The organism is bacterium (assembly GCA_016873475.1).
GTDB lineage: Bacteria > Krumholzibacteriota > Krumholzibacteriia > JACNKJ01 > JACNKJ01 > VGXI01.
Map to the genome: position 1 here is coordinate 1 of VGXI01000002.1, position 26021 is coordinate 26021.

Genomic DNA, 26021 nt, shown 5'->3' on the forward strand with positions numbered 1-26021 from the left:
GGCTCGGGTCGGCGAGAGGCCGCAGGAGCTGCTTCTTGGCCAGCGCGTAGCTGCTCGCCCGGTCGCCGCCGATGCAGACCCCCAGGATGGCCGGGCCGCAGCCCTGCCCCTGGGCGTTCACGACCGCGTCGAGGATCACCCGCCTGACGCCCTCCAGGTCGCGGCCGGCCTTCAGCCCGCCGTGCGGCAGGCTGTACTGGGCGCTCTGGTTCTCGCTGCCGCCGCCCTTGAGCAGCAGGTCGAAGCGGAGCGCGTCCGGCTCCTCCCACTGCTCGAAGCTGAAGGAGGGAAAGGCCTCGCCCGTGTTGTCGTTGCTGTTGGCGCCTGTCACGGAGTCCACCGCGTTGGGACGCAGCAGGCTCTCCTTGGTGGCCCGGCGGATGGCGGCCAGGGCCGCCTCCCGGATCGGGCGCACCGGGTAGTCCCAGGGGTGCTTGACGTAGAAGACCGGCGTGCCGGTGTCCTGGCAGATCGGACTCACGCAGCGCTCGGACAGCTCGACGTTCTCGAGGATGGTCGCCAGGCTGGTCGCCGCGGCCGAGCCGGCCGCCTCGCGGCCCTGGCCGGCGCCGAGGGCCGCGGTCACGTCCGCCGGCAGCTTGGTGCTCGCCCGGCGGATCAGCTCGAAGAGGTGGCTCTCCAGGTCGGGGATCGTCTTCATGCCGGCCTCGCTTCCCGGGCCCGGGCGGCGGACCCAGACCGCCAATATAGGCCAGCGGCCGCCGGCCTTCAATCGCGGCGAAGCCGCCGCCGGCGTGGCGCGCGGCGGCCCTTGCATCCCCGCCGGCCCTGAGGCACACTGCCCGGACTGCCGCACCCCGAACTCACCGCCCCGACAAGGAGTCTCCATGGCCGCCTCCGCGGTGGAGCGCGTCCTCGCCCGCGTCAAGGGCGAGGGGATCGAGGTCGTCGACCTCAAGTTCGTCAACCTCTTCGGCGGCTGGCACCACATCAGCGTGCCGCTCAGCCAGGTGGATGCCTCCCTCTTCTCGGAGGGCATCGCCTTCGACGGCTCCAGCGTGCCCGGCTTCAAGTCGCTCGAGGCCGGCGACATGCTGCTCCTCGCCGATCCGGCGACGGCCGCGCGCGATCCCTTCTGGGACCGGCCCGCGCTGTCGATGATCGCCCAGCCCGTCGAGGCCGACACGAAGGCGCCCTTCGCGCGCGACCCGCGGGCCATCCTCGCCAAGGCCGACGCCCTGCTCGCCGCGAGCGGCATCGCCACGGGCAGCCTCTGGGCGCCCGAGTTCGAGTTCTACATCTTCGACGCGGTGACCTACCTGAACGACATCAACACGGCGATGTACCGCATCGACAGCGCCGAGGCGGACTGGAACAGCGCCGTCGGTCCCGACAGCAACCTCGGCTACAAGATTCCCCGCCAGGGCGGCTACCACGCCAGCCCGCCGCTGGACCAGCTCTTCAACCTGCGCGCCGAGATGGTCGCCGAGCTGGAGGCGGCCGGCATCCCCGTCCGCTATCACCACCACGAGGTGGGCGGCCCGGGCCAGAGCGAGATCGAGGTGCTCGAGCAGCCGCTCCGCGCCGCGGCCGACAACGCCCTGCGGGTGAAGTACATCATCAAGATGACGGCGGTGCGTCACAAGAAGACCGTCACCTTCATGCCCAAGCCCCTCTACAACGAGGCGGGCAGCGGCATGCACTTCCACCAGCGCCTGATGAAGGGGCCCAGGAACCTCTTCTGGGATCCCAAGGGCTACGCCGGGCTGAGCAAGCTCGCGCTCCAGTACATCGCCGGCCAGCTCGTCCACGCGCCGGCCCTGCTCGCCTTCACCAACCCGAGCACGAACAGCTACAAGCGCCTGGTGCCCGGCTTCGAGGCGCCGGTAAAGACGATCTTCGGGCTGGCCAATCGCAGCGCCGCCATCCGCATCCCGAAGTACGCGGACACGGCGGCCACCAAGCGCTTCGAGTTCCGCCCGCCGGATGCGACCTGCAACGTCTACCTGGCGATGGCCGCGCAGCTGCTCGCCGGGCTGGACGGCATCCGCCGCCGGCTCGACCCGAGCCAGCTCGGCTTCGGGCCCTACGACGTGAACGTCTTCGCCCTGCCCGAGGCCGAGAAGGCCAGGCTCGGCAGCCTGCCGACCAGCCTGCGCGAGGCGATGCTCGCCCTGGAGGCCGACCACGAGTTCCTGCTGGCGGGGGACGTCTTCAGCCGCGAGCTGATCGCGGCCTGGATCCACGCCAAGATCGAGGACGAGTACAACGCGGTGCGCAACCGGCCGCACCCCTACGAGATCTCGCTCTACTTCGACGCCTGAGAGGCGGCCATGTTCGTCAACGACCCGATCCATGGCTTCATCGAGCTGAACGAGCTCCAGGGGGGGCTGCTCGAGCTGCCGGAGCTGCAGCGCCTGCAGTGGATCCGCCAGCTCGGGCTGAGCTTCCTCAGCTACCCGGGCGGCGTCCACACCCGGGCTTGCCACGTGATCGGGGTGAGCCACGTCGCCGGGAAGATGGCCGAGGCGCTGCAGCTGCTGCCCGAGCAGCGCTGGCTGGCCGAGGCGGCCGGGATGCTGCACGACGTCGGGCACACGCCTTTCAGCCACGCCCTGGAGAGCCTGCTGCCCGAGGACCACATGGAGCTGACGGGCAGCCTCATCACCGGCAGGGCGCGCTTCAGCTTCCCGCGGGCGGGCTGGATCCCCGAGATCCTGCGCCGCTACGGCCTGGATCCCGAGGAGGTGGCCGACCTGGTGACGGGCCGCCACCCGGACGCCATCCTCCAGCACGTCATCCACGGGCCGATCGACGCCGATCAGCTCGACTATCTCCTGCGCGACAGCTACTTCACGGGCATCGCCCACGGCAACATCGACCTCCACCGCATCCTGCACACGCTCAAGGCCGACCGGGTCCTGGGCGGGCTCTACCTCATGGAGAAGGGCCTGGACGCCATCGAGGAGATGCTCGTCGCCCGCGACCACATGTACTCGGCGGTCTACGCCCACCGGACGGGCCGCATCGCCGAGACGATGCTGCTCAGGGCGATGGAGCTGGCCGTGAGCAGCATCGAGGGCTGGTACGAGATGACCGACGGCGAGCTGATGGCCCGCCTGCGCCTGGCCGGCGGCGTCAGCGCCGAGCTGGTGGACAAGATCCAGTACCGGGACCTCTACAAGACGGCCTTCAGCATCGCGAGCCGGGGCGAGGGACAGCTCCGCGCCGCCCTCGCCGAGACCTCCCGCGGCCTGGGCCGCCAGGAGATCGAGGCCCTGCTCACCGAGCGCTGCGGCTTCGGGCCCGGCGGGCTGCTCGTCGACATGCCGGTCGACATGCTCGCCTTCACCGAGCCGCGCCTGAAGCGGGTGGAGCTGCCCATCCTGCGCAAGAGCGGCGAGCGGACGGACCTCTACGAGCTGTCCGCCCTGGCCCGGGCGCTGGCGGAGAAGGAGTCCTCGCACACGGTCTTCGCGGTCTACACCGCGCCCGAGGACCGCGCCCGCGCCCGCGCGGTGACGGAAACCTGGCTGGGGCTGTGAAGGAGATCCAATGAGCGAGCACAGGCAGCGTGGCTTTCTCGCCACCCTCTTCGACTTCAGCTTCGAGGACTTCCTCACGCCCGGCGTGCTGAAGCTCCTCTACACGATCGGCCTGCTGGCCGCCCTCTTCGGCTCCCTGCGCTTCATCGGGGGCGGCTTCGGGCGCGGCGTCTGGACCGGCATCGGCGCCCTGCTGCTCGCGCCGCTGCTCTTCCTGGTCTACAGCCTGCTGGCCCGGGTCGTGGTGGAGCTGGTGATGGTCTTCTTCCGCATCGCCGAGCACATGGAGCTGCTCGTCGAGGCCGAGGGCCGCAGCCCGCGCCGCCGGCGCGGGCGCAAGGAGAAGGCCGAGGCGGCCGAGGGCGCCGGCGCCCCGCCCGAGAGCTGAGCCGCGCCGGTCGGCCCCGGGCGACCCCCGTTAAAAAGAGCAGGGAGGGCACCTGTCCCTCCCCCGATCAAGTCACATGACCGACAAGCGGCCAGTAGAAGTTACTTCTTCTTGGTCGTGGACTTGGTGGCCTTCTTGGCAGCGGCCTTCTTCTTGCCAGCCATTGCGATCTCTCCGCGTAGTAGGGAAGGGAACTGGGCCGGGACTGTCCCGGCTTGCTCTTGGCGCGGACTATCGCGCCGGTGCCGCCAGGCATGCAAGCAAGAATCGCATGGGCGGCGAAAAAAAACGCAGCGACCCCAGCGCTCACGCGCCGCGGAGCAGGCGCGCGTGGAGCGCTGCGAGCGCGGCAGCGAGCGCGGGCTCGGGGACCAGCCAGCGGCAGCGATCGGCCGGCGCGGGGATCGCCTCTGCGTCCGCGGGCGGCGGCGCCGCGGCGCCCGGGCCACTGAAGACGAGCGAGAGCGTCGCCCAGCCGCGCTCGGGCGGCGCGAACGTGCCCGCTGCCGCGAGCCGCGCCAGCCGCGCGGGCAGCGCGGGATCGTCGGGCGCGAGGTAGCGCCCCGCGCCCGCTGAGAGCAGCTCGGGATCCAGAGCCGCGAGATCCGCGCCCGCCGCGCGCAAGAGCACCAGCCGCTCGCGCTGGGCCAGCGCCAGCGGGCGCAGGGGTCCCGTCGCCGGCCGGTGGTGGATGAGCGTGCCCTCGCCCTCATCGAAGGTGCTGAGCACGCGCAGGGGCGTCGCCCCCGGCAGCGCGGCCCGCACCGCCCGCGGGTGGACGACCTTGCTCCCCTCCTCGGCCATCGCGAGCATGGCGGCGGCGGGCAGCTCCGCCAGGTAGCGCGCGGCCGGCACGCGGCGGGGATCGGCGTCGGCGACGCCGGGCACGTCCGTGTAGATCTCCACCTCGGCGGCGCCGAGCGCGGCGCCGAGGGCGACGCCGCTCGTGTCGCTGCCGCCGCGGCCCAGCGTGCGGATCTCCCCCGCGGCGTCCGCGCCCTGGAAGCCGGCCACGACGGCGATCCGCCCCGCCGCCAGGCAGGCCGCGATGCGGGCGGGCTCGACGCGCAGGATCTCGGCCTCGCCCGCTCGCCCGTCCGTGAGGACGCCGGCCTGCGGCCCGGTGAAGGCCTGGGCCGGCAGGCCGGCGAGCGTCAGCTCGTGGGCGAAGAGGGCAGCGGCGATCTGTTCGCCGGCGGCCATCGCCAGGTCCAGTTCGCGCGGGGCGACCGGCTCGCCGGCTCCGGTGAGCAGACCGATCAGCGTGTCCGTCGCGTAGGGCTCGCCCTTGCGGCCCAGCGCGCTGACGACGATGGCCAGGCGCCGGCCCGCCGCGGCGCGGGCCGCCACCCGGCGGATGGCGGCCGCGCGGGCGGCGGCGTCGCGGACGCTGGTGCCGCCGAACTTGAGGACCAGGGTCGCCGGCTCGGCCATGGGCGCTCGCCTAGGGGGTGCGGACCAGGCCGCGGCCGATCAGCTCGCGGGCGATCTGGACCGTGTTCAGGGCGGCGCCCTTGCGCAGGTTGTCCGCGACGCACCAGAAGTTCAGGGCGTTCGGGCAGCTGAAGTCCCGCCGCAGGCGACCGACGTAGACCGGGTCCTGGCCGCTGGCCCGGATCGCCAGCGGGTAGAGCGTGCGCGCCGGCTCGTCCTCGACGACGAGGCCGGGCGAGCGGGCGAGCAGGGTGCGCAGCTCGTCCAGGTCGTAGGGCCGCTCGAACTCCACGTTGACGCTCTCGCTGTGCCCGTTGACCACCGGGATGCGCACGGTCGTCGCGGTCACTTTGATGGCGGGATCGAGGATCTTCGCCGTCTCGTTGACCATCTTCATCTCCTCCTTCGTGTAGCCGTTGTCGAGGAAGGAGTCGATGTGGGGCAGGGCGTTGAAGGCGATCTGGTGGGGGTAGACCTGCACGGCCAGGGGCCGGCCGGCGGCGTAGGATTTCACCTGGCCCTGGAGCTCCTCGACCGCCGCCTGCCCGGTGCCGCTGACCGCCTGGTAGGTGCTCACCACCACGCGGCGGGCCTTGTAGGCCTTGTGCAGGGGGGCCAGCGCCACCAGCATCTGGATCGTCGAGCAGTTCGGGTTGGCGATGATGCCCTGGTGGCCGGCCAGGGCCTGGGGGTTCACCTCCGGGATCACCAGCGGGTGCTCGGGGTCCATGCGGAAGGCGGTGCTGTTGTCGATGCAGACCGCGCCCCGCTTCACGGCCTCGGGCGCCAGCGCCTTGGCCGCCGCCTCGCCGGCGCTGAAGATGGCGATGTCGACGCCGCGGAAGGCCTCCGGCTCGGCGGCCACCACCGTGTGGGCCTTGCCGCGCCAGGTGACGCTCTTGCCGGCGTTCTCGGGCAGGTCCATGGGGACGAGGCCGGCGATCGGCAGGTCGGTGGCCGCCTCCAGGATGCTGCGCATCTCCGTGCCCACGTTGCCCAGCGCCCCGACGACGGCGAAGGTGTACTGCTTCATGCGCGGCTCCTTGCGATGGCGATGAGGTCGCTGAGGATGGCGAAGCCCGTCTGGACGCGGCCGGCGCCCGGGCCGACGACGGTGACCTTGCCCAGCAGGTCCGTCTCGAAGCTGACGGCGTTGGTGGGGCCCATGACGCCGGCCAGGGGATCGGCGAGCGGCAGGGCGACCGGTTCGACGCGGGCGTCCAGCCCGCCGCCCGGCAGGCGGCGCACGCTGCCGATCAGCTTCCAGCGCTTGCCGGCCGCGCGGGCCTTGGCGACGTCCGCCGCCTTGATGCCCGTGATGCCCTTGCACCTGACGTCGGCGGGGGAGAGCTTGCCGCCCATCAGCAGGTTGGCGAGGATCGCCACCTTGCCCGCGGCGTCGTGGCCCTCGACGTCGCCGGTCGGGTCGGCTTCGGCGTAGCCGAGCGCCTGGGCCTTGTCGAGGGCGGCGGCGTAGTCGGCGCCGGCCTCCATCTCGCTGAGGATGTAGTTGGTCGTTCCGTTGAGAATGCCCTGGATGGCCGTGAAGTCGTTGCCGGCCAGGTTCTCGAGGGCGAGGCTGAGCACGGGGGTGCCGCTCATCACCGTGCCCTCGATGCGCAGCTGCACGCCGTGCTTGGCGGCCAGGCGCGCCAGGCGAGGCTGGGCGAGGGCGGCCGGCCCCTTGTTGCTGGTCACGACGTGCTTGCCGAGCTTCAGGGCCGTCTCGCAGTGGCGGATGGCCGGCTGGCCGGTGGCGAGGTCGGTCCAGGCCATCTCCACGACGACCTCCGCGCCGCTCTCCCGAATCGTCTTCAGGGCGTCCCAGCGGCGGGCGAGGCCGGGGCCGCGATAGGCATCCAGGCTGCCCTTCTCGCGGACTGCCCTCAGCAGGCGGCCCAGATCCAGGCCCTGCGGGTCGCAGACGGCGCCCAGGCGGGCGTCGCTCACGGCCACGACACTGGCCGCGTAACCGTGCCGGCGCGCCAGCGCCGCCTTCTTGGTGTGGAGGATCTCGGCCAGTCCCTGGCCCACGTTCCCGAATCCGATCAGGGCGATCTTCTGCATCCCAGACTCCTCACAGGGCGGGCCGCGCGCGCGGCTAGGGGCTCTCCGGCAGGGGCAGCCGGGTGTCTCGCTTCAGCGTCGAGAGCACGAAAGCGCTCTTGAGCTTGCTCACGCCCTCGACGCGGGTGAGCGTGTGCAAGAGGAAATCCTCGTAGTCGCCGATCTCGGGCACCACGATGCGCAGGAGGAAGTCCTCCTCCCCGGTCAGGTGGTGGCACTCGAGCACCTGCGGCATGGCCAGGATGGCCGTCCTGAACTCCTCGATGCGCTCGCGACGGTGCAGGCTGAGCGCGACGGCTACGTAGACCTCCGTCCGCAGGCCGACGCGCGCACCGTCGATCATGGCCGCGTAGCCGCGGATCACACCCTTCGCCTCGAGCTTGCGGATGCGCTCGTGGACGCTGGGCGGCGACAGGCCCACGCGCTCGGCGATGCGGGCATTGGGCAGGCGGCCCTCGGCCTGGAGGATCTCGAGGATCCGGCGGTCGGTGGCGTCGAGACGGACACTCTGCATGGCGGGCAGGATAGAGAAAAGTGGCGCCCATCGCAACGATGCTGAGGTCCAGCCGCGCCCCTCCCTAAGCATGTGAGACCCGCATGCGCTGTTCCCGAATTGCTCAGGGATCGGCTGCCCATCGCCCTGCGCTGCAACCTGGGCGTGGCCGGCCCACCGGCGCGCCGCGAACCGGGCGGCGCGCCGGGGAAGCGGCGCCGGCAGCTCCGTCGCGAGGAGCGCCTGGCGCTGCGATCGCAGACTGGTACATATCTCTCATTGACAATATAGCGTAGGAGGCATATATTGGACTCGGGAACGTCTCCCGCATGCACGCAGGAGATGGTGAGAGAAAGCCGGGGAGAGGCGCATCCTCTCCCCGGCGTCGAACGGCGAGCGACCATGGCGACACCTCGCTCCGAGCCCGTGCTCCAGGAGCTGGCGGCCTACTTCCGCCTGCTCGCCGAACCCGCGCGCCTGTCCATCCTGGATCTCCTGGCCGGCGGCGAGCTGAGCGTGCTCGAGATCGTCGCGGAGACGGGACTCGGCCAGTCCCACACCTCGCGCCAGCTCGGGCGCATGGCGAGCGAGGGACTGCTCACGCGGCGCAAGGAGGGCACGCGCGTCTACTACGCCCTCGCTGACCCTCGGCTGCCCGATCTCCTGAGCGCCGCCGAGCGCGCCCTGAAGGCGCACCTGCGCGGGCGGCTCGGCGGTCTCGGCGGATGAGCGCCCCGCGCGAGGGCGGTGCCGCGCAGCGCGAGTCCCGCGCTTGCGGCGCTGGGGAGGGGAGCCGATAATGCCGCGCATGCCAAGCCCCGCCCTCCTGGAGCGCCTGCGCGGTCGCCTGGGCGGCCGCTCCCTGCTGGGCGGCGCGCTGCAGCTGCTGGCCGGCCACCTGCTGCGGATGCTCATCCAGTCGGCCTACTTCATCCTCACGACACGCGGGCTGGGCGTGGAGGACTACGGGCGCTACACGGGCCAGCAGGCCCTGCTGCTCGGCCTCGTGCCCTTCACGAACCTGGGCTACCCGATCCTCGCCCTGCGCGAGGTGGCGCGCGACAGCCGCGGCCGCGCCGCGATCTGGAGCGACGGCCTGCGGGTCACGCTCGTCGTCGGGGGCGCCCTCTCGCTCGCGCTGGCGGCCTTCGGTCCCGCGCTCCTGCGCGTGGACTTCCCGCGCCTGCCGCTGCTCATGCTCGCCGTGGCCGAGCTCATCTTCTACGCGCTGATCAACCTGCTCAGCGGCATCATGCAGGGCGCCCAGCGCCTCGACCGCATGGCCCAGATCGAGGTGGCCCTGGCCCTCGCGCGGCTGGCCGCGGTTGCTGCCGTGGCGCTCGCGGGCGAGCTGCACCTGGCGAGCTTCGCCGCCGCACATCTGGCGGGCAGCGGGCTCTGCCTGCTCGCCGCCCTTGCGGTCCTGGGCCGCGGCTGGGCCTGGCCGCTGGCGCCCGCGAGCTGGCCGGAGATCCGCCGCCGCCTGCGCGACGGCCTCTACGTCGCGGGCGCCGCGGCGGGCCGCAACTTCCACGTCGGCCTCGACAAGATGCTGCTCCCCTCGCTCGCGGGCCTGGCTGCGGCCGGGCAGTACGCGGCGGGCTTTCGCGTCTTCGCCTTCGCCCTGCTGCCCGTGCAGGCGCTGATGTCCGCGCTCTACCCGCGCTTCTTCCAGCAGCGGCAGGGCTCCTTCGCCGGCAGCCTGGCGCTCTGGCGCCGGAGCGCGCCGCTAGTGCTGGCCTACGCGCTGCCGGTGAGCGCCATCGTCTGGGCGGCGGCGCCGCTCTTGGGCCCCATCCTGGGCAGCGAGTACCCGGAGGCGCCACAGGTCCTGCGGGCGCTGATCTGGGTGCTCGTCCTCCAGGGGCTCTACCTGCCGCTGGGCGACGCGCTCTCGGGCGCCGACTTCTTCGGCTTCCGCAGCGCCTGCATCTTCGCGGCGGCGGCGGCGAACCTGGGGCTCAATCTGCTGCTCATCCCGCGGCAGGGCTGGCAGGGGGCGGTGATTGCCGTCTACCTCTCGCACGCGCTGCTGCTCCTGCTCTACGCCTGGGGCGCGCGGCGCGCTCTCCTGCGGGAGCGCAGGCAGGTCCAGGCGCAGGAGCGCCGGCATGGCTGAGTTGCGTGGCGCCGACATCGTCTGCGTCGGCTCGGCGCTCTGGGCGAGCCCGGCGCCGCTGAACGTCCACCACGTGATGCGGCGCCTGGCCAGCCGCAACCGCGTGCTCTACGTGGAGTCGCCGGGGCTGCGGCCGCCGGCTGCGCGCAGCGGCGGCGACTGGCGCAAGGTGGGCTGGCGCCTGCGCGGCTGGCTGCGCGGGCTGTCGGCGAGCCCGGAGGGCGTCTGGCTGCTCTCGCCGCCGCTGCTGCCCTGGCATGGCCAGGCCTGGGCGCGGGCGCTCAATCGCCGGCTATTGGTGGGGGCGGTGCGCCGGGCGATGCGCCGCCTGGACCTGCGCGAGCCGCTGCTGTGGGTCTTCCTGCCCACCGGCGAAGTCCTCGCAGGGGCGCTAGCCGAGCGCCTGCTCGTCTACCATTGCGTGGACGCCTACGCCGAGAACCCCGGCGTGGACCGGGAGGCGATCCTCGCGCTGGAGGCCCGATTGCTCGCCCGCTGCGACCTGGTCTTCACGACCTCGCCGGCGCTCCACGCCGAGAAGCGGCCGGTCCGCGGCCGCGCGCACTTCGTGCCGAACGTGGCCGATGCCGAGCACTTCGCCGCCGGCGGGCCGGAGCCGCCCGCGCTGGCCGCGATCGGGCGGCCGCGCCTCGGCTACGTGGGCAACCTCGCGGGCTACAAGCTGGACATCCCGCTGCTCGCGGCGGTGGCCGCGGCGCGTCCCGACTGGCAGTTCTGCCTGGTCGGTCCGCGGGGCGCGGGCGATCCCGGCAGCGATCTCTCGGCGCTCGAGGGCCTCGCCAACCTGCACTGGCTCGGCCTCCAGCCCTACGCGGCCCTGCCGGCCTTCGTGGGCGCCTGCGACGTCTGCCTGATTCCCTTCCGCCTCAGCGCCTCCACGCGGGCCTCCTTCCCGCTCAAGTTCTACGAGTACATGGCCGCCGGCAAAGCCATCGTGGCGACGCCCCTGCCCGCCCTCGCCGACTACGCCGAGCGGCCCGCCCTCTGCCGCTTCGCGGCCGAACCGGCGGCCTTCGTCGCGGCGGTGGAGGCTGCGCTCGCCGAGGGCGCCGCACCGGCGCTGATCGCCGCGCGCCGCGCCGAGGCGGCGGCGCACAACTGGCCCGTGCGCCTGGCCGAGATCGAGAGCGCGGTGCTGGACGCCCTGGCGGCGAAGGCCGCCGGCCACGCGGGAGCGGCGCGCTGATGGCCGGTCTGCGCATCGCCCTCTTCTCCCGTTCGACGCCGGCGCACTTCGCCGCCGGCGGCATGGAGCGCCACACCGACCAGCTCGCGCGCGGCCTGGCGCGGCGCGGCCACGCGGTCACCCTCTTCACGACCGCGCTGCCGCCCGGTGGCGCGCCGGATGTCGAGGAGGCCGGCCTCGAGTTGCGCTACCTGGCCGGGACGCGGCCTGGCGTCTACGGTGGCGGCTACTGGCCGCGTGCACGCGCGGCCTTCGCCGACGCGCGGCGCCGGCGACCCTTCGATGCGATCCTCTCGCAGAGCGCGGGCGCCTGGGGTGTCCTCGATCTGCCGGCAAGCGCTCGCCCAGCTTGCCTGGCCGTGCTGCATGGGAATCCCCGCGCCGAGATGGCGACTGCCTGGCGCAGCGCCCCCTGGCACCCGAAGACTTGGGCGCGGACGGCCATCCTCCTGGAGCAGCACTTCCAAACCCGCCGCCGGCTGCCGCAGTGCGCCGGACTGGTGGCCGTCTCGTCGGAGCTCGGCGAGCGCCTAAGGCGGGAGTTCCCCGGGCAAGTCCGGGGATTGCGCGTCATTCCCAACGGCATCGCCATCGACGCCTATCGCCAGGCCTCGCCAGCGGAAGGTCAGCGGGTGCTCTACACGGGTCGAGTGATTGCCGCCAAGGGCGTCTTCGTGCTGGTCGACGCCTTTGCCGCGATCGCCGGCGCCTACCCGGACGCCCGACTGCGGATCATCGGCGACGGCCAGCTCACGGCGCTCCGGCGGCGCGTTGCGCGGTGGGGATTGACGGCGCGGGTCGAGATCGTCGGCGCCGTGCCTCATGCGCAAATCGCGGGCGAGCTGGCAGCCGGCGCGCTCTTCGTGCTGCCGACGCAGTGCACGGAAGGCCTGCCCCTGGGCATGCTCGAGGCAATGGCGAGCGGCTTGCCCGTGGTGGCAATTGCGCGCGGGGGCATCGCCGAAGTCCTTCGCGGGGACAACGGCGGCGTTCTCCTTGCGCCGGCGGCGGCCGATGCGCGCAGCTTGGCGCGCGCGCTCGGCGACCTGTTCGCAGCCCCCGCGGAGCGCGAGCGCTTGGGGCGGGCGGCGCGGCAGCGCATCGAGACGGCCTACAGCGAAACGGCGATGTTGGCCGCCTACGAATCCTGGCTCTGCGAACTAGCGGGCGCCTAGCCCAGCCCCGGAATCCGGCATTGTCTCCGGGCGAGGCTGCGGCAATACTGGGCGGCGCGGGCTCTCGCGCCGGTGACGCCGGCGCGCGCATCCCGACTCTCAGGCCCCTGCGGGAGAACGCCGATGTCCGACACGCGCGAGGCCGGCTACTACGGCTATGCTCGCCCCGATGTGCTGGCGCTGATTCCTCCCGGCTGCCGCCGGCTGCTCGATTTGGGCTGCGGACGCGGCGAACTCGGCCGCCGACTCCAGGGCCGTGACGGCGCCTTGCGAATCACCGGCATCGAGTGGGAACCGGCGGCTGCCCGGGTCGCTGCCGGGCACTACGATCGGGTGTTGGTGGGCAGCCTGGAGGGCGAGCTGCCACGCCTGGTCGAGGCGGGCGAGCGATTCGATCTCATCGTGATGGCCGACATCCTCGAGCACACTGCAGCGCCGGGGACGATCCTCGCCCAGGCGGCGACCTTGCTGATCGAGGGCGGGCACGCCGTCGTGAGCGTGCCCAACGTGTCCCACTACTCGGTCGGCCTCGGGCTGCTCCGCGACCGGTGGGACTATGCCGAGCGCGGCATCCTCGATCGCGGCCACCTGCGCTTCTTCACGCAGCGCAGTTTCCGGGAGCTTGCCAGGTCCGCCGGTCTCAGCGTCCTGCGCGAACGGCGCAACTACCGGCTCTGGGAGCGCCGCGGTCTGCGCCATGACCGATGGGTGGCGATCCCGATCAGCCTCGGTCTCCTGCGGCATCTCTTCGTCTTCCAAAACCTCTTCCTGCTGCGCAAGGGGGACTAGTGCCCCCGCGTCGGATCGACTTCCTCGCCTGGCGCGATGCAAGCAATGCCAGTGCTCGCTGTCGGGGGGAAGCCTACGCGGCGCCTCTGGCAGCCCTTGGCTGGCAACTCCGCTTCCGCGCCCCGGCGTCGAGCGGGTTGGCGCGCTGGCTCAACCCGCGCGGTGGTCCTCTGCGCGTTCCGGCGAAGCTGGCCTATCTTCTCGTCGCACTCGTGAGGCGCTTCGTGCAGATCGCCGGCGCGCGCGGTGCGGATGCGGTCGTCGTGCAGCGCGAACTCCTGAGCCTTGGTCCGCCCGTCCTGGAGCGCCTGCTGGGTCGCTGCCACCCCTGCCTGATCTACGATGTGGATGATGCACTGGATCTGACGCCTCCCCATCTGCGTCCGCTGGCCGGGGGTCTGCGCGACGCGGGCAAGTTGCAGTGCATTGCCGGCTGGAGCCGAGCTGTCGTCGCGAGCACCGACATCCTCGCCGCGCGCCTCGGACCGCTGCCGGTTCCGGTGCGCGTGATCCCCACTCCCGTGGACCTGGGTCGCTTCCCCGCTCCGACGCCGCAGCCGGCCGCACCCCTGCGCCTGGGCTGGTTCGGAACCGGCGGCAACCTGCACTATCTCGCCGCGATCGCCCCCGCGCTGCGACGCGTCCAGGCGGAGACGGACTGCGAGTTGCTGGTCGTCTCCGAGTGGGACTTCGCGAGCCCGGGTCTTCGGGTGGAAAACCGGCGCTGGAGTCTCGAGACGGAGGTGGCCTTGCTCTTGAGTTGCCACCTGGGATTGATGCCGCTCGCCGACACGCCCTATGCCCGGGCGAAGGCGGGCTACAAGATCCTCCTGCACTGGGCGGCCGCGCGGGCAGTCGTCGCCTCGCCCGTCGGATTCAACGCGCAGCTCGTCAGCGACGGCGAGGACGGACTGCTGGCGGGGTCCGAGGACGAGTGGGTACGCGCGCTGCTTCTCCTTGCGGCTGACCCTGAGCTCCGGGAGCGTCTGGGTCGCGCCGGCCGCGTCAAGGTGGAGCGCGAGTTCAGCCTGACGGTGGCAGCGGCGCACTGGGCAGCGCTACTCGATGAGCTGGTGGGCGCGCTGCCCGGCCGCGGCGCTGAGGCCGGTGCGGTTCTTGCGAATCGCCCGGCGCCGCCGAGGGCGCCACGGCGCCGGAGAGGCGGGCCGGCGTGAGCTTCGTTCTTCTCTACGAGTACGGCGATGCCGGCGGCCGCAGGATGGGCGGCCGCTGGCGCCACGCGCGCACGGCCTTCACGCTCGACCTGCTCGCGATCCCCTCGGTGCCGCAGGGCTTCTTCTGGGTCAAGACGCCCCCGCGCAGCGAGCGGGGCGAGGCGCACGCCTGCGAGCACCTGCTGCTCGGCAAGGGGAGCAAGGGCCGGGCGGTCGCCGCCCTCGAGGAGATGACCCTCAGCGCGAGCAGCGCCTGGACGGGTCAGCTCAGCACCGCCTACCACTTCCACACCCTGGCCGGCGCGGAGGGTTTCCGCCGCAGTCTCGGCGCGCGCCTGGACGCCCTGCTGCATCCCGACTTCAGCGACGTCGAGCTGCGCCGCGAGGTGGCCGAGCTGGCCGTGGTCGAGGAGCGGGGGACGGGCCGCCTCGCGCTCGAGGAGCAGGGCACCCTGCTCGCCGAGCTGACGAGCAGCAGCGAGAGCCCGAGCACGCCGCTCTGGACGGGCATCGCCGAGCTGCTCTACGGCCCCGGCCACCCGCAGGCGCTGAACGCCGGCGGGCGCCCCGAGGCGCTCTGGTCGCTGACGCCCGCCGCGTTGCGCGCCTTCCACGCCGAGTGCTACCGGCCCGCCGGCATGGGCCTCGTCGCCAGCCTGCCGCCCACGATCGCGCCCGAGCGCGCCCTCGACTGGCTGGGGGAGATTCTCGCGCGCGTCTGGCCCGGCCCGGACGCCACGGAGACGCCCGGCATCCAGGGCCATCGACTGCCGCCGGCCGCGCCGCAGACGGCGCCGGGCACGCTCGCGCTGCGGCCCTACGCGAGCATGAGCGCGGCGAGCCCGGGCCAGGCGGTCTTCGCCTGGCCCGCGCGCCTGGACCTCGACCCAAGCGAGATCTTGAGTGCCGAGCTCTTCCTCGACACCCTGGCCGGCGGGCCCGGCAGCCCGCTGTACGCCGACCTCGTCGCCTCGCAGAGCCGCCGGCTGAACACGGGCGCGAGCGCCGTCTACGGCTATCACAGCGACGAACCCGGCCATCCCTTGATGATCGGCCTGGCGGGCCTGAACCCGGAGGGCCTGACCGAGGAGCGGCTGGCGGCGATCCGCGCGCTCATCGTCGAGCGCATCGCCGCCGTGCAGGCCTGGAGAGACGGCGACCCCGCGCTGCTCGCCTTCGACCGCGACGCGGCCAGCCGCCTCGCCGCCCGCGCGAAGGAGCTGCGCCAGGCCCTCGACCAGCCGCCGCAGTTCGGCTTCCGCCGCGGGCAGGCCGACTACTGGGAGGGCCTGATCGGCCTCGTCGAGCGCCTGCCGGGCGAGCGGCGCTCGCTGGTGCTCGCCGAGCCGCGGGCGGCGCTCGCGGCGGAGCTCGCCACCGGCGCGAACGGCTGGCGCGCGGCCATCGAGCGCTGGGGCCTGCTCGCCGAGCTGCCGCGCGGGCTGGCCGTGCGACCGGAGCCCGCGCTGCTCCAGGCAGCGGCGAAGGCGAAGCAGGCCCGGCTGGCGGCTGCCACCGCGGCGCTCGCCGCGGAGGCGGCGGGCGAGCTCCAGCGCGCCCTCGCCCGGCGTCGCGACGCGGCCGCGCGCGAGAGCGCGGCGCTCGCCGCCGCGGCCGCCGCTGACCCGATCCCCGAGTTCCTCCGCGAGCCGCCCCTTGGCCTGGACGAGGAGCTCGTCTACGAGGAGCGCAGCCTGCAGGGGGGGGTGCCGCTCGTCGTCTCGCGTTTCGAGTCGCTCGGCACGGCGACGCTCGGCCTCGCCTTCCGGCTCGACGTCCTGCCCGAGTCGCGCCTGCACCTGCTGCCCCTGCTCCCGGACCTCTTGACGCAGGCGGGACTCACGCTCGCGGGCGAGCGCCTGGACACGGCGGCGATGCAGGAGCGGCTGCGCCACGAGCTCAGCGCCTTCAACGCCAGCTTCGAGCACAGTCCCGAAACGGGGCGCTGCGAGCTGGTCCTGCGCGCCAGCGCGGCCGGGGAGGTAGAGCGGGGGCGGCTGCTCGTCTGGCTGGACGCCGCCCTTCGCCAACCGCGGCTGGACCGCGAGAACCTGCCCCGCCTGCGCGATCTGGCGGCCCAGGAATTCAGCCGCCTGCGCACGCGCATGCAGGCGGCCGAGGAGACCTGGGTGCAGGAGCCGGCGCTGGCCTGGCGCCTGCAGAGCGACCCCCTGCAGCTCAGCGTCGGCTGCTTCCTGACGGCGCTCCACCACGGCTTCCGCCTGCTCTGGTTGCTCGCCGATCCCGGCGACGAGCGCGACGCCGCCGCGCTCGCGGACTTCGTCGACGCGCTCGCCGGCCTGCCGGGCGAGCGGGCCGGGGTGGCCGAGGCCTGTCGGCGCGCGCCCGCCCTGGCGCCCGCGGCCTCGCCCGCCGCCTACGATCTGGCCGCGGAGATCCAGGCCGGTCTCGGCGCGCTGCTGCCGGACCTGCCGGCAGCCTGCCTCGCGGAGGACTGGACCCAGCTCTGCGCCGGACTGCGCGCCGACCTGCTCGCGTCGCCGGAGGCAGCGCTCGCGGCCCTGGCGGAGTCGCTCGCCGCGCTGCTCAGCGCCGACAACTGCCGCGCCTTCCTCGTCGCGAACGAGGCCGACGGCGAGGCCCTGCTGCCTGCGCTCGAGTCCTGGGTCGGGCGCCTCGCGCCGGGGCCGAGCCGGCGCACGCGCTATGGCGCCCGGCCGCGCCTGCGCGAGCGCTTGCGCGAGCGGAGGCCGGACGGGGAGGCGCCCCGCTTCGTCGGGCTCCTGGATCCCAGCGCGCGCACGGGCACCCTGCTCTTCAGCGCCCGCCTCGCTGCGCCCTGGAGCAGCGATCGCGAGAGCGCGCTGGACGCCCTGACTGCCCAGCTCTACGCGGGGGGCGGCGGCCACAGCCTCTTCATGCGCACCTGGTCGGCGGGCCTCGCCTACAGCAACGGCGTGCGCTTCCGGGCGCGCAGCGGCCTCCTGAGCTACTACGCCGAGCGCTGTCCCGACGTGGCCGAGACCCTGCGCTTCGCGGCGGCGGTGCTGCGGGAGGGCGCCTTGGACGCGGCGCGAGTGCGCTACGCGCTCGCCGTGGCCTTCAATCAATCCCGGGCGGCGGGGGCCTACGAGCAGCGCGGCGAGGCGATGGCGGCCGATCTCGCCGACGGCGTTGCGCCCGAGCGCGTGCGGGCCTACCGGCGCGCGCTGCTCGCGCTGCGGGACGCGCCGGACCTGGCGGCGGCGCTGGCCGCGCGGCTGCCGGCGGTCTACGGGAGCGCGCTGCCCGGGCTCGGCCGGCCGCTGGCCGATGGCCGCGAGGGCGTCTTCTTCCTGATCGGACCGGAGGCGCAGTTCGCCGCGCTCGAGGCGCTGCTCGCCGCGGAGGCGGCGCCCGGGGCGCCGCCGGGCGTCGAGCGCCTATACCCGCGGGAGTTCTGGCTCGTCAGTAGCCGGCCGGCAGACGGTAGCTGATCACGGAGAAGGGCGCGGCCTCACCTCTCGCCTCGTCCTCATCCTCGCTCCGCGCGCCCATGCGGATCTGCATGCTCATGTTGCCCGAGCTGGCGCTGAAGGAGCTGCTCACCATCTGCGCCTCCTTGAGGACGAAGAGCCGGTCGCCGGTGACGATGATCTCGTCGCGCTCGGGATCGTAGTCGGCGGCGAGCCAGAGCCGCTGCTGGAAGCGGCCTTCGGCGTCGAAGCGGTCGAAGGGACCGACGCGGCCGGCGCGCCGCTCGCGGCTGCCGGCGGCCGTGCTGACCCAGAGGCTGCCGTCCGGCCGCGTGAGGAAGCTCTGGATCTGGCGCAGGTAGGGGCTGATCGTGGGGCGCGGTACGCTTTCGGGAATGCCGGCCTGGCGCTCCTCGATCTCGGCGATCTCTTCGCGGCTGCGCTTGATGCGCTCGCCGTCGCGGCGGATCAGGCGGCTCAGCGTGCCGTCCGCCGCGTAGACGCGGATCAGGTACTGGTCGTAGAAGGGCGCCGTGTAGACGCGGCCGGCGGCGTCCACGTCCCACTGGGCCATGAAGTCCTCGTCCTCGCTCTCGCCGCTGCCGAAGCGCAAGACGATGCCGCCGCCCTCGTGGAACTCGGAGAGCTGGCTGTAGGTCGCAAGCAGCTTGCCCGCCGGATCGACGGCGATCAGGCGCTTGCGCGTCTCCGAGCGCTCGGGCCCGGCGATGGGCGTCATCAGGGAGAGCACGCAGTGGCCGGCCGCGGCGCGGGCGCCGTCGATCATCGAGAAGGCGGCGCCCTCGACCCCCGGGACGTGCAGATCCGAGAAGCCCTCGCCGCCCGTGCCGAGCACGGCGATGCGCGAGGGCATCATCTGCGCGACACCCAGTCTGTTCTCCGGCAGCAGGAAGAGGTGCAGGCCGTTGACGAACTCGCCCGGACCCTCGCCGTTGCGGCCCAGGCTCCTCAGGTACTCGCCCGTCGGTGAGAAGACGCGGATCTCGTGGAGCTGGGAATCGAGCAGGTAGCTCACTCCCGCATCGTCGACGACGATCTCGGTGACGCGGCCGAAGACCTCGCTGTCGTCGGCGTCTTCCTCGGCGCCGAGATGCCACAGGAGCATCGGCTCGAGCGTGATCTCACCGGCCGCGGGCGCGGCGGGGTTCCTCACCAGCTCCACCCCGGCTTCGCTGCCGACGCTGCCTTGCCAGGCGGCGCCGGCGCGGATCGTGAGGGAGCCGAGCAGCAGGGTGCCGAGACCGAGGCGCAGGGAGAGCGAGAGGCAATTGCGCAGGGGCATCGCCGTCCTCCAGGCAGGGTTTTGGGGGGAAGCGCCGGAGTGCGAGCCAACGCGAAGCGCGGTGGGGAGTTCCCGGCGAGCCGGGGCTCCCCACCGCGCCCGATCCATCAACCGCCGGCCTGGGCCTCGGCGGCCTCCTTCAGCTTCTCGTTGGCCATGATCGCCACTTCGACGCGGCGATTGGCCTGCTTGCCCGCGGCGGTCGTGTTGTCCGCGACGGGGCGGGTCTCGCCGTAGCCGGTCGTCGTCATGCGGGCGCTGACCACCTGGTTCATGGCGAGGAAGCGCGCCACGGAGCCGGCCCGCTGCTCCGAGAGCGTCTGGTTGTAGGCTTCGCTGCCGTCGGAGTCGGTGTGGCCGTCGACCATGATGTTCGTGTCCTCGTACTTGTTGAGGATCGTCGCCATCTTGGTCAGGTTGGCCTGGGCCTCGGCGCTCAAGTCGGACTTGTTGACGGCGAAGAGGATGCCCGAGTCGAAGGTGATCATGATGCCCTCGCCGACGCGCTCGATGCGCGCGCCCTGGAGGTCCTGCTCCAGTTCGGCCGCCTGCTTGTCCATGTAGTTGCCGATGACGGCGCCCGTGGCCCCGCCGACGGCGGCGCCGATGATGGCCCCGGCCGCCGTGTTCTTGTTGTGCTTGCCGATGAGACCGCCGATGACGGCCCCCGCCGTGCCGCCGATGGCGGCGCCCTTCTCCTGGCGGCTCATGCTCGCGCAGCCCGTGGGGCCGACGAGCAGGGGCAGTAGGCTGACGATCACCAGGGACGAAACGATGCGCTGCTTCATGTTCACCTCGCGGTTGGAGTCCGGCGGAGCCCAGGCCCCGCCGCATTCATCGAGATCCTCGGCCGCCAGCCGCGGCCACGCCAGCTTCGCAAGTAGGAGGCCCCGTTGACGTCCACGATGGCGCCGGTCGCGAAGGCCGGCGCCTCGGTGGCCAGCCAGAGCACGGTGGCGGCGATTTCTTCCGCGCTGGCCACCCGGTTCAAGGGGCTCTGGGCGCGGACGGCGGCGCCGCCCGCCCCGTGAAGGTACTCCGCCGCCATGTCCGTGTCCACCCAGCCGGGGGCCACGGTGAAGACGAGGACGCCGGCCGGGGCCAGGGCCAGGTCCGCGCGCAGCAGCGGGTGCGGCCCGCCCGGCAGGCGCGCGAGGCACCGGTCACGAGCGCGCGTCGCTCCGGGGGGATCGGCATGCCTTCCGCCTCCTCGTCGTGCCCGGAAGGGATAGCGCGTCGGGCGCCGGCGGGACAGCAAAAAAGGAACCGGCCGCGTGGGGCGGCCGGCTCGGGGGGTTGGCAGGTTGAGGAGGCTCTAGGGCGTCGCTTCCGCCACGTTGGCCAGCTGGGCGTGCTCCATCATGTGGCGGCCGATCCACTGGGCCATGACGTCGGCGGGCATCGGCGCCAGCGTGAGCTTGATCTCCTTGTTCATGTCCCCGCGCTTGATCGTGTAGCTCACTTCCTGGCCGGGCTTCCACTCCTGGCGCGCGGCCTTGAGCTTCTCGCCGTTGGCCTCGGTGAACTCGATGCCGTACATGGCGAAGAGGAGGTCGCCGGGCTGGAGGCCGGCGGCTTCGGCCGGGCTGCCGGGAATGACCTTGGTGAGGCGGTACTTGCCCAGGGCCTCGTCCGTCTCCATCTCGATGCCGACCCAGCCGCTGGTCTTGAGCATCTCGGTCATCTTGTTCAGGCACTCCTGGGTGGCAGCAGTGCACTTCTTCTCGGACTCACCGGCCCAGGATGGAATCGCGCTCGAGACGGCGAGGAGGAAGAGCACGAGCACGGTCGCCAGGGAAAGGGTGACTCGCGGCATGGCATCTCCTTCGATTCGGGTGGGGGAGCCGTCCCTGCGTGGAAGGTCTCCGTTGGCTTGGCTCACGGGAGAAGTCTAAGGCAGCGCCAGGTAAAAGGGGTGAGGCCGAGGGTAAAATGCTGTCAAAGCTGTATCCGGGCTGTAAAATGGGGCCGCATTCGCCGACCCTCGCTGCGCGCCAGCCGCTGGCGCGGTAGAATCCCGGCGAAGGGGAGACGCGATGGCCGATCGACTCCGCATCCTCCGCGGCCCGCTGCACTGGCTCGGTCTCGCCGCCGTCGTCGCCTCGCTCGCCCTCCTGCTCGGCCTGCAGTACCGCTGGCTGCAGCGGCTGGGCGAGGCGGGCGCCCTCCTGCGCGAGGCCGCCCTGCGCGGCTTCCTCGAGGCGGTCTGCACGGAGTTCGAGTACTACTACCGCACCCGCGCCGAGCGCTTGCTCAACGTGCCGGCGGAGCTCTTCACCGAGGGGCGTCTGCAGAAGCTGGCCAAGACCTGGGAAGGGCAGGAGCTGGCCGGCACGCGCACGCTCTTCCTCGTCGATTTCACACGTGCCGAGTTCGGCAACTTCCTCGTCTACCGCGCGGACACCGGGGGGCTCGAGACGCCACCGGCCTCCGACGAGAGCCTGGCGATCATCATCGCCTGTGCGCCGTGGCAGGCGCGGGGCGGCCGGCGCACGCTCGCGGGACCCGGCCCCCTGCGCGTCGACGAGGGCGATCCCGCGCACCGTATCCTGCTCAATCCGATCACCGACGAGACGGGCAGCCTGGTCGGCATCTCCGGCTTCGTCGTCGACGAGCCCTACCTGCGCGAGTCCCTGCTGCCCGCGCTGGTCAAGAAGGCGATCCGCGACCACTTTCCGCCGGAGCGGCAGGCGGACATCGGCGTGCTCGTCACCGACGGTGACGGCCGGCCGGTGCTCGGCGAGGCGGCCTTCGCCGGCGCGGTCACGGCAACCCGCTCCCTCCCCTTCCTCTTCACGGACTGGACGCTCCACCTCGCCAGCACGGGCAAGGGCGAGGCGGACTGGGCGCGCGGCAACTTCGCGATCAACCTCGCGCTCTCGGCGCTGCTCGCGCTCGTGCTGACCGCCGGCCTGCTCTTCTCGCTGCGCGCTGCCCAGCGCGCAACGCGCCTGTCGGCGATGAAGTCCGACTTCGTCTCCAACGTGAGCCACGAGCTGCGCACGCCGCTCGCCTCCATCCGCGTCTACGCGGAGCTGCTGCGCACGGGGCGGGCGAAGGAGCCGGAGCAAGTGCGTCGCTACGGCGAGACGATCGAGGCCGAGGCCACGCGGCTATCGCGGCTGATCGAGAATCTGCTCGACCTGTCGCGCATCGAGAGCGGGCGGCGCAGCTACCGCTCGGTCCCGCTCGACCTGGCGGCCGTCGCGGAGGAGACGATCGCCGCCTTCCGCCAGCGGCCGGGCGGGGCGGATTGCGCGGTCAGCTATCGCGGCCCGACGACGCCGCTGCCCGCCCTCAGCGGCGACGCCGAGGCGCTCGGCCGGGCGCTCGGCAACCTGCTCGAGAACGCCTGCAAGTACTCGCCGGAGCGGCGCGGGATCACGGTCGCGCTCGAGCAGGTAGGGGGCGAGGTCCGGCTCGCGGTGATCGACCAGGGCATCGGCATCCCCCGCGAGGAGCAGGCGCGCATCTTCGAGCGCTTCCACCGCGTGGGCAAGGGGCTGGTGCACGATGTCAAGGGCAGCGGGCTCGGCGCCGCGATCGTGCAGCATATCGCGAGGGCGCACGGCGGGCGGGTGAGTCTGGACAGCGAGCCTGGCCGGGGCAGCACCTTCACGCTGCACCTGCCCTTTGGTTCGGCGGGCGGCCTGGCGGCTGCGCCCGCCAAGGAGGAACATGCCGAGGATCCTGATCGTCGAGGATGAGCCGGCGATGGCGGCTGCGCTCATGGACGGCTTCGCCTACGAGGGTTACAAGGTGGAGCACGCGGCCGACGGCGAAGCGGCGCTGGAGGCCGTTGCCGAGCGCCCACCCGACCTGATGATCCTGGACATCATGCTGCCCAAGAGAAGCGGGCTGGATGTCTGCAAGGAGCTGCGCGTCGACGGCAACGCGCTGCCGATCATCCTGCTGACGGCCAAGAGCCAGGAGCTGGACAAGGTGCTCGGCCTCAAGCTGGGCGCCGACGACTACGTGACCAAGCCCTTCAGCTTCGCCGAGCTGCTCGCGCGCGTGGAGGCCGTGCTGCGGCGGGCGGCGGGGCAGGCGCCGCTGGAGCCCGCGCTGGGGCGGCGCCGCTTCGGCGACATCGAGGTGGACTTCACGGAGGGTCTGCTGCGGCGGGCCAGCAAGTCGCTCGAGATCTCGCGCCGCGAGCTGCGCCTGCTCGAGTACTTCCTGCGCCACAGCGGGCAGGTGGTGAGCCGCGAGCAAATCCTCGACGCCGTCTGGGACTACGACACGGCGCCCCTCACGCGCACGGTGGACATGCACGTCTCCAAGCTGCGCGCCAAGATCGAGGCGGACCCGGCGAACCCGCGCTGGATCGTCACCGTGCACCGCGTGGGCTACAAGTTCACCGGCTGAGGAGCGCCGTGGCCGACCGGATCCACCTGGCTGACAATCTGGCGGTGCTGCGCACGCTGCCGGACGCCTGCGTGGATCTCGTCTACATCGACCCGCCCTTCAACACGGGCCGCGCGCAGCGGCGGACGCAGCTGCGCACCGTGCGCGCTGCCGGCGGCGATCGCACCGGCTTCCACGGCGAGCGCTACGCGACGGTCGCCCTCGGCACGCGGCGCTTCAGCGACCGCTTCGACGACTACCTCGCCTTCCTCGAGCCGCGGCTCGTGGAAGCGCGCCGCGTGCTCGCGCCCGCGGGCAGCCTCTACTGCCACCTCGACTACCGCGAGGTGCACTACGTCAAGGTGCTGCTGGACGCCATCTTCGGGCGCGCGTGCTTCACCAACGAGGTCATCTGGGCTTACGACTACGGCGCGCGCACGAAGCGGCGCTGGCCGCCCAAGCACGACAACATCCTCGTCTACGCCCGGGACCCCGGGCGCACCCACTTCGACGCCGAGGCCCCCGCGCGCATCCCCTACATGGCGCCCGGGCTGGTCGGGCCCGCGAAGGCGGCGCGGGGCAAGCTGCCCACCGACACCTGGTGGCACACGATCGTGCCCACGAGCGGCAAGGAGAAGACCGGCTATCCGACGCAGAAGCCGCTGGGCATCCTGCGGCGGATCCTGCAGGCTTCCTCGCCGCCCGGCGGCCTCGTGCTGGACTTCTTCGCCGGCAGCGGCACGACGGGCGCCGCGGCGCGCGAGCTGGGGCGGCGCTTCATCCTCGTCGACGACAACCCGGAGGCGATCGCGGTGATGGCGCGGCGCTTCGCGGGGCTCGCCGGCATCGAGTGGGTGGGCTGCGATCCGGCGGCCCTGCGCGCGGCGGGGGCGGACGGCGCCTCACTCTAGTTGCCAGCCGCGCGGAGAAGGTCCACACTGGCAGTCGTCGAAGGAGGTCCCCATGGCCCCGCTCACTTGGACGGATGCCCTCACGGTCGGCGTGAAGGAGAGCGACGAGCAGCACCGGGCGCTCGTCGCCCAGGTGAATGCGCTCAAGCAGCGCTTCGACACGGGCGGCCTGGGGCTGGATGCCGAGGTCGCCGAGTCGCTGGGCGTCTGGCTGACGGAGCACATCGTCGAGGGCCTCAGCAACTGCGAACCCGCCGCCACGGATGCGGACTGACCCAGAGAGGCCGTATGCTCGTCCTGCGCTGCACGCAGAAACTGCTCACGGAGCTGAAGCTGCCCAAGGACGAACTTGGTGATCCGGCGGATGGCTTCCTGGGCAGTTGGTTCGCCCATCTCTTTCGGCTGGAGCGCCGCAAGTGCGTGCTCTTCACAAACAGCCAGACGCTCTACTGCGTGCTGCTCTTCGGGCTGCTGAAGTACGACTTCGAGCGCCTGCCCCTGCGCTTCGTCGACGCCTTGACGGCGAACCTTGAACAGGAGGGCATACCCGCCGAAGCCGTGGCGCGGCTGCGCTGGGCCTGCCACCCGGTCACCTGGGGTCCCACGAACAACCGCAGCGTGCTGGGCTCGGCGAATGAGTACATCCAACTGCTCAAGCACCGAAGCCAGTTCGCGCCATTGGAGAGCCCGCAGAACGCGGCCGAGCTGAGCGCGCGGCTGAATCGGACGCCAATGAGCGCTCTCCCCGATGTATTCCCAATCGATGCCATCAGTGCGGCGCTGCACGCCTGAGCGCCTTGGACGAAGGGAGGTTCTGATGGCACTGCCCGCTGACTGCGATCAAGAGAAGCTTGCCGAAGTAGCGATGGGGATGCTCTGGCTGACCCTGCATGGGCCGGCCGAATTCCCGCGCGCCTGGAAAGGGATGGACTGGGACTTGGCCAACCTCCTGTTTCAGAAGGGTTGGATCGATGATCCGAAGAGCAAGGCCAAGTCGGTGGCGCTGACGGAAGAGGGTGCACGTCTCGCGGAGGTCTACTTCAGGAAGCACTTCGGAGCCGAGGCTTGATGCTCCGCGCTTGGCTGGTCGGGCTGTTGCTGATCGCGGCACCGAGTGCCGCCGAAGGGGCCGGCCGGCAGCTCGCGGCAGCGGCGCGCGAGCAGGTGGGCGTCACCCTGCACTACGATCCGAGCTACCGGCGCCTGGACTACCCCGGCGGCGATCCGCCTGCCGAGCGTGGCGTCTGCACGGACGTGCTCGTGCGAGCCTACCGCCGGCTCGGCGTGGACCTGCAAGTGCTCGTGCACGAGGACATGCGCGCGGCCTGGGATGCCTACCCCAAGCTCTGGGGACTCGCGCGGCCGGACGCGAACATCGACCACCGGCGCGTGCCGAACCTGGCGACCTTCTTCGCGCGCCACGGCGAGCGGCTCGCCGTGAGCCGCGTGGCGGCCGACTATGCCGCCGGCGACCTGGTAACCTGGCGGCTGCCCTCGGGCGTGCCGCACATCGGGATCGTCTCCGATCGCGCGGCGCCGGATGGGACGCCGCTGGTGATCCACAACATCGGCGCCGGGGCGAAGGAGGAGGACCTGCTCTTTCGCTACCCGATCACGGCGCACTATCGCTATCTGCCGGAGGCGCCGGCGGTCGGCGACTAGCACCTCTGCCGCGGAGGGGGAGGATGAGG

General features: G+C 72.3%; 26 protein-coding genes. 17 read left to right on the forward strand and 9 right to left on the reverse strand.

Going from position 1 to position 26021, the window contains the following annotated elements; genetic code table 11:
- Positions 1-952 (reverse strand): fumarate hydratase (locus FJ251_00265; GenBank protein MBM4116176.1); only part of this gene is annotated, 952 nt, incomplete at its 3' end.
- Between FJ251_00265 and glnA the strand changes: the two genes are divergently transcribed.
- Genes glnA through FJ251_00280 form a run of 3 tightly spaced genes read left to right on the forward strand, consistent with a single transcriptional unit; the run spans position 849 to position 3894 of the window.
- Positions 849-2285 carry a type I glutamate--ammonia ligase gene (gene glnA, locus FJ251_00270; protein ID MBM4116177.1) on the forward strand — a complete coding sequence of 479 codons (1437 nt, stop codon included), beginning with the start codon at positions 849-851 and terminating at the stop codon, positions 2283-2285. The two genes, FJ251_00265 and glnA, sit on opposite strands and share 104 nt — an antisense overlap.
- A 9-nt stretch (positions 2286-2294) precedes the next feature.
- Positions 2295-3506, forward strand: coding sequence for an HD domain-containing protein (locus FJ251_00275; protein MBM4116178.1), 1212 nt, complete (start codon positions 2295-2297; stop codon positions 3504-3506).
- Between the two features lie 10 nt (positions 3507-3516).
- On the forward strand, positions 3517-3894 hold the full coding sequence (locus tag FJ251_00280; GenBank protein ID MBM4116179.1) for a DUF4282 domain-containing protein: 378 nt from the start codon (positions 3517-3519) through the stop codon (positions 3892-3894).
- 306 nt (positions 3895-4200) lie between these two features.
- On the opposite strand, the gene FJ251_00285 is transcribed toward FJ251_00280, so the two are convergent.
- From FJ251_00285 to FJ251_00300, 4 genes are read right to left on the reverse strand one after another with little or no spacing between them, the layout of a single operon-like run.
- Positions 4201-5328 (reverse strand): aspartate kinase, encoded by a 1128-nt coding sequence (locus FJ251_00285; protein MBM4116180.1) that lies wholly within the window; start codon positions 5326-5328, stop codon positions 4201-4203.
- Positions 5329-5338: 10 nt separating this feature from the next.
- Complete coding sequence (locus FJ251_00290) at positions 5339-6361, reverse strand: aspartate-semialdehyde dehydrogenase (protein ID MBM4116181.1); 1023 nt, start codon at positions 6359-6361, stop codon at positions 5339-5341.
- The gene (locus FJ251_00295) at positions 6358-7395 is read right to left on the reverse strand and encodes a homoserine dehydrogenase (GenBank protein MBM4116182.1); all 1038 of its coding nucleotides are present in this window, start codon (positions 7393-7395) and stop codon (positions 6358-6360) included. Before FJ251_00295 ends, FJ251_00290 begins: the two co-directional genes overlap by 4 nt.
- A gap of 34 nt (positions 7396-7429) precedes the next feature.
- The gene (locus FJ251_00300) at positions 7430-7981 is read right to left on the reverse strand and encodes an Lrp/AsnC family transcriptional regulator (GenBank protein MBM4116183.1); all 552 of its coding nucleotides are present in this window, start codon (positions 7979-7981) and stop codon (positions 7430-7432) included.
- Positions 7982-8230: 249 nt separating this feature from the next.
- Here FJ251_00300 and FJ251_00305 point away from each other — a divergent pair, with 249 nt between their 5' ends.
- From FJ251_00305 to FJ251_00335, 7 genes are all read left to right on the forward strand, one after another.
- Positions 8231-8617, forward strand: coding sequence for a helix-turn-helix transcriptional regulator (locus tag FJ251_00305; protein ID MBM4116184.1), 387 nt, complete (start codon positions 8231-8233; stop codon positions 8615-8617).
- 70 nt (positions 8618-8687) lie between these two features.
- Positions 8688-10007 (forward strand): hypothetical protein, encoded by a 1320-nt coding sequence (locus FJ251_00310; GenBank protein ID MBM4116185.1) that lies wholly within the window; start codon positions 8688-8690, stop codon positions 10005-10007.
- Positions 10000-11214, forward strand: coding sequence for a glycosyltransferase family 1 protein (locus tag FJ251_00315; GenBank protein ID MBM4116186.1), 1215 nt, complete (start codon positions 10000-10002; stop codon positions 11212-11214). The genes FJ251_00310 and FJ251_00315 overlap by 8 nt, the downstream gene beginning before the upstream one ends.
- Complete coding sequence (locus tag FJ251_00320; protein ID MBM4116187.1) at positions 11214-12389, forward strand: glycosyltransferase family 4 protein; 1176 nt, start codon at positions 11214-11216, stop codon at positions 12387-12389. The genes FJ251_00315 and FJ251_00320 overlap by 1 nt, the downstream gene beginning before the upstream one ends.
- A gap of 123 nt (positions 12390-12512) precedes the next feature.
- Entirely contained in the window at positions 12513-13178 is a 666-nt protein-coding gene (locus FJ251_00325; GenBank protein ID MBM4116188.1) for a methyltransferase domain-containing protein, read from the forward strand.
- Positions 13094-14353, forward strand: coding sequence for a glycosyltransferase family 4 protein (locus FJ251_00330; protein ID MBM4116189.1), 1260 nt, complete (start codon positions 13094-13096; stop codon positions 14351-14353). The genes FJ251_00325 and FJ251_00330 overlap by 85 nt, the downstream gene beginning before the upstream one ends.
- Positions 14350-17790, forward strand: a complete 3441-nt coding sequence (locus tag FJ251_00335) for an insulinase family protein (protein ID MBM4116190.1) — start codon at positions 14350-14352, stop codon at positions 17788-17790. Before FJ251_00330 ends, FJ251_00335 begins: the two co-directional genes overlap by 4 nt.
- Here the strand turns inward: FJ251_00335 and FJ251_00340 are convergent.
- From FJ251_00340 to FJ251_00355, 4 genes are all read right to left on the reverse strand, one after another.
- Positions 17762-19072 (reverse strand): hypothetical protein, encoded by a 1311-nt coding sequence (locus FJ251_00340; GenBank protein MBM4116191.1) that lies wholly within the window; start codon positions 19070-19072, stop codon positions 17762-17764. The genes FJ251_00335 and FJ251_00340 overlap by 29 nt on opposite strands.
- A gap of 107 nt (positions 19073-19179) precedes the next feature.
- The gene (locus FJ251_00345; GenBank protein MBM4116192.1) at positions 19180-19860 is read right to left on the reverse strand and encodes an OmpA family protein; all 681 of its coding nucleotides are present in this window, start codon (positions 19858-19860) and stop codon (positions 19180-19182) included.
- A 2-nt stretch (positions 19861-19862) separates the two neighbouring features.
- Entirely contained in the window at positions 19863-20375 is a 513-nt protein-coding gene (locus tag FJ251_00350; protein ID MBM4116193.1) for an SDR family oxidoreductase, read from the reverse strand.
- 12 nt (positions 20376-20387) lie between these two features.
- Positions 20388-20888, reverse strand: coding sequence for a PDZ domain-containing protein (locus FJ251_00355; protein ID MBM4116194.1), 501 nt, complete (start codon positions 20886-20888; stop codon positions 20388-20390).
- A 220-nt stretch (positions 20889-21108) separates the two neighbouring features.
- Here FJ251_00355 and FJ251_00360 point away from each other — a divergent pair, with 220 nt between their 5' ends.
- From FJ251_00360 to FJ251_00390, 7 genes are read left to right on the forward strand one after another with little or no spacing between them, the layout of a single operon-like run.
- On the forward strand, positions 21109-22779 hold the full coding sequence (locus FJ251_00360) for a hypothetical protein (GenBank protein ID MBM4116195.1): 1671 nt from the start codon (positions 21109-21111) through the stop codon (positions 22777-22779).
- A complete protein-coding gene (locus FJ251_00365) occupies positions 22751-23440 on the forward strand; it encodes a response regulator transcription factor (protein MBM4116196.1) in 690 nt (229 codons plus the stop codon). The genes FJ251_00360 and FJ251_00365 overlap by 29 nt, the downstream gene beginning before the upstream one ends.
- Entirely contained in the window at positions 23437-24330 is an 894-nt protein-coding gene (locus tag FJ251_00370; protein ID MBM4116197.1) for a site-specific DNA-methyltransferase, read from the forward strand. Before FJ251_00365 ends, FJ251_00370 begins: the two co-directional genes overlap by 4 nt.
- Before the next feature lie 52 nt (positions 24331-24382).
- On the forward strand, positions 24383-24604 hold the full coding sequence (locus tag FJ251_00375) for a hypothetical protein (protein ID MBM4116198.1): 222 nt from the start codon (positions 24383-24385) through the stop codon (positions 24602-24604).
- 14 nt (positions 24605-24618) lie between these two features.
- The gene (locus tag FJ251_00380; protein MBM4116199.1) at positions 24619-25122 is read left to right on the forward strand and encodes a hypothetical protein; all 504 of its coding nucleotides are present in this window, start codon (positions 24619-24621) and stop codon (positions 25120-25122) included.
- Positions 25123-25147: 25 nt separating this feature from the next.
- Positions 25148-25399, forward strand: coding sequence for a hypothetical protein (locus FJ251_00385; protein ID MBM4116200.1), 252 nt, complete (start codon positions 25148-25150; stop codon positions 25397-25399).
- Positions 25399-25992, forward strand: a complete 594-nt coding sequence (locus tag FJ251_00390) for a DUF1287 domain-containing protein (GenBank protein ID MBM4116201.1) — start codon at positions 25399-25401, stop codon at positions 25990-25992. Before FJ251_00385 ends, FJ251_00390 begins: the two co-directional genes overlap by 1 nt.
- Positions 25993-26021: the final 29 nt, after the last annotated feature.

Bases quoted from the DNA above. Each gene is read 5' to 3' on its own strand.
- FJ251_00385 (MBM4116200.1), top strand. From the start codon at position 25,148: ATGGCACTGCCCGCTGACTGCGATCAAGAGAAGCTTGCCGAAGTAGCG.
- FJ251_00390 (MBM4116201.1), top strand. From the start codon at position 25,399: ATGCTCCGCGCTTGGCTGGTCGGGCTGTTGCTGATCGCGGCACCGAGT.
- FJ251_00285 (MBM4116180.1), bottom strand. From the start codon at position 5,328: ATGGCCGAGCCGGCGACCCTGGTCCTCAAGTTCGGCGGCACCAGCGTC.
- FJ251_00340 (MBM4116191.1), bottom strand. From the start codon at position 19,072: ATGCCCCTGCGCAATTGCCTCTCGCTCTCCCTGCGCCTCGGTCTCGGC.
- FJ251_00310 (MBM4116185.1), top strand. From the start codon at position 8,688: ATGCCGCGCATGCCAAGCCCCGCCCTCCTGGAGCGCCTGCGCGGTCGC.
- FJ251_00320 (MBM4116187.1), top strand. From the start codon at position 11,214: ATGGCCGGTCTGCGCATCGCCCTCTTCTCCCGTTCGACGCCGGCGCAC.
- glnA (MBM4116177.1), top strand. From the start codon at position 849: ATGGCCGCCTCCGCGGTGGAGCGCGTCCTCGCCCGCGTCAAGGGCGAG.
- FJ251_00315 (MBM4116186.1), top strand. From the start codon at position 10,000: ATGGCTGAGTTGCGTGGCGCCGACATCGTCTGCGTCGGCTCGGCGCTC.
- FJ251_00275 (MBM4116178.1), top strand. From the start codon at position 2,295: ATGTTCGTCAACGACCCGATCCATGGCTTCATCGAGCTGAACGAGCTC.
- FJ251_00305 (MBM4116184.1), top strand. From the start codon at position 8,231: ATGGTGAGAGAAAGCCGGGGAGAGGCGCATCCTCTCCCCGGCGTCGAA.
- FJ251_00345 (MBM4116192.1), bottom strand. From the start codon at position 19,860: ATGAAGCAGCGCATCGTTTCGTCCCTGGTGATCGTCAGCCTACTGCCC.
- FJ251_00295 (MBM4116182.1), bottom strand. From the start codon at position 7,395: ATGCAGAAGATCGCCCTGATCGGATTCGGGAACGTGGGCCAGGGACTG.
- FJ251_00280 (MBM4116179.1), top strand. From the start codon at position 3,517: ATGAGCGAGCACAGGCAGCGTGGCTTTCTCGCCACCCTCTTCGACTTC.
- FJ251_00290 (MBM4116181.1), bottom strand. From the start codon at position 6,361: ATGAAGCAGTACACCTTCGCCGTCGTCGGGGCGCTGGGCAACGTGGGC.
- FJ251_00325 (MBM4116188.1), top strand. From the start codon at position 12,513: ATGTCCGACACGCGCGAGGCCGGCTACTACGGCTATGCTCGCCCCGAT.
- FJ251_00380 (MBM4116199.1), top strand. From the start codon at position 24,619: ATGCTCGTCCTGCGCTGCACGCAGAAACTGCTCACGGAGCTGAAGCTG.
- FJ251_00355 (MBM4116194.1), bottom strand. From the start codon at position 20,888: ATGCCGCGAGTCACCCTTTCCCTGGCGACCGTGCTCGTGCTCTTCCTC.
- FJ251_00330 (MBM4116189.1), top strand. From the start codon at position 13,094: ATGGGTGGCGATCCCGATCAGCCTCGGTCTCCTGCGGCATCTCTTCGT.
- FJ251_00300 (MBM4116183.1), bottom strand. From the start codon at position 7,981: ATGCTTAGGGAGGGGCGCGGCTGGACCTCAGCATCGTTGCGATGGGCG.
- FJ251_00365 (MBM4116196.1), top strand. From the start codon at position 22,751: ATGCCGAGGATCCTGATCGTCGAGGATGAGCCGGCGATGGCGGCTGCG.
- FJ251_00360 (MBM4116195.1), top strand. From the start codon at position 21,109: ATGGCCGATCGACTCCGCATCCTCCGCGGCCCGCTGCACTGGCTCGGT.
- FJ251_00375 (MBM4116198.1), top strand. From the start codon at position 24,383: ATGGCCCCGCTCACTTGGACGGATGCCCTCACGGTCGGCGTGAAGGAG.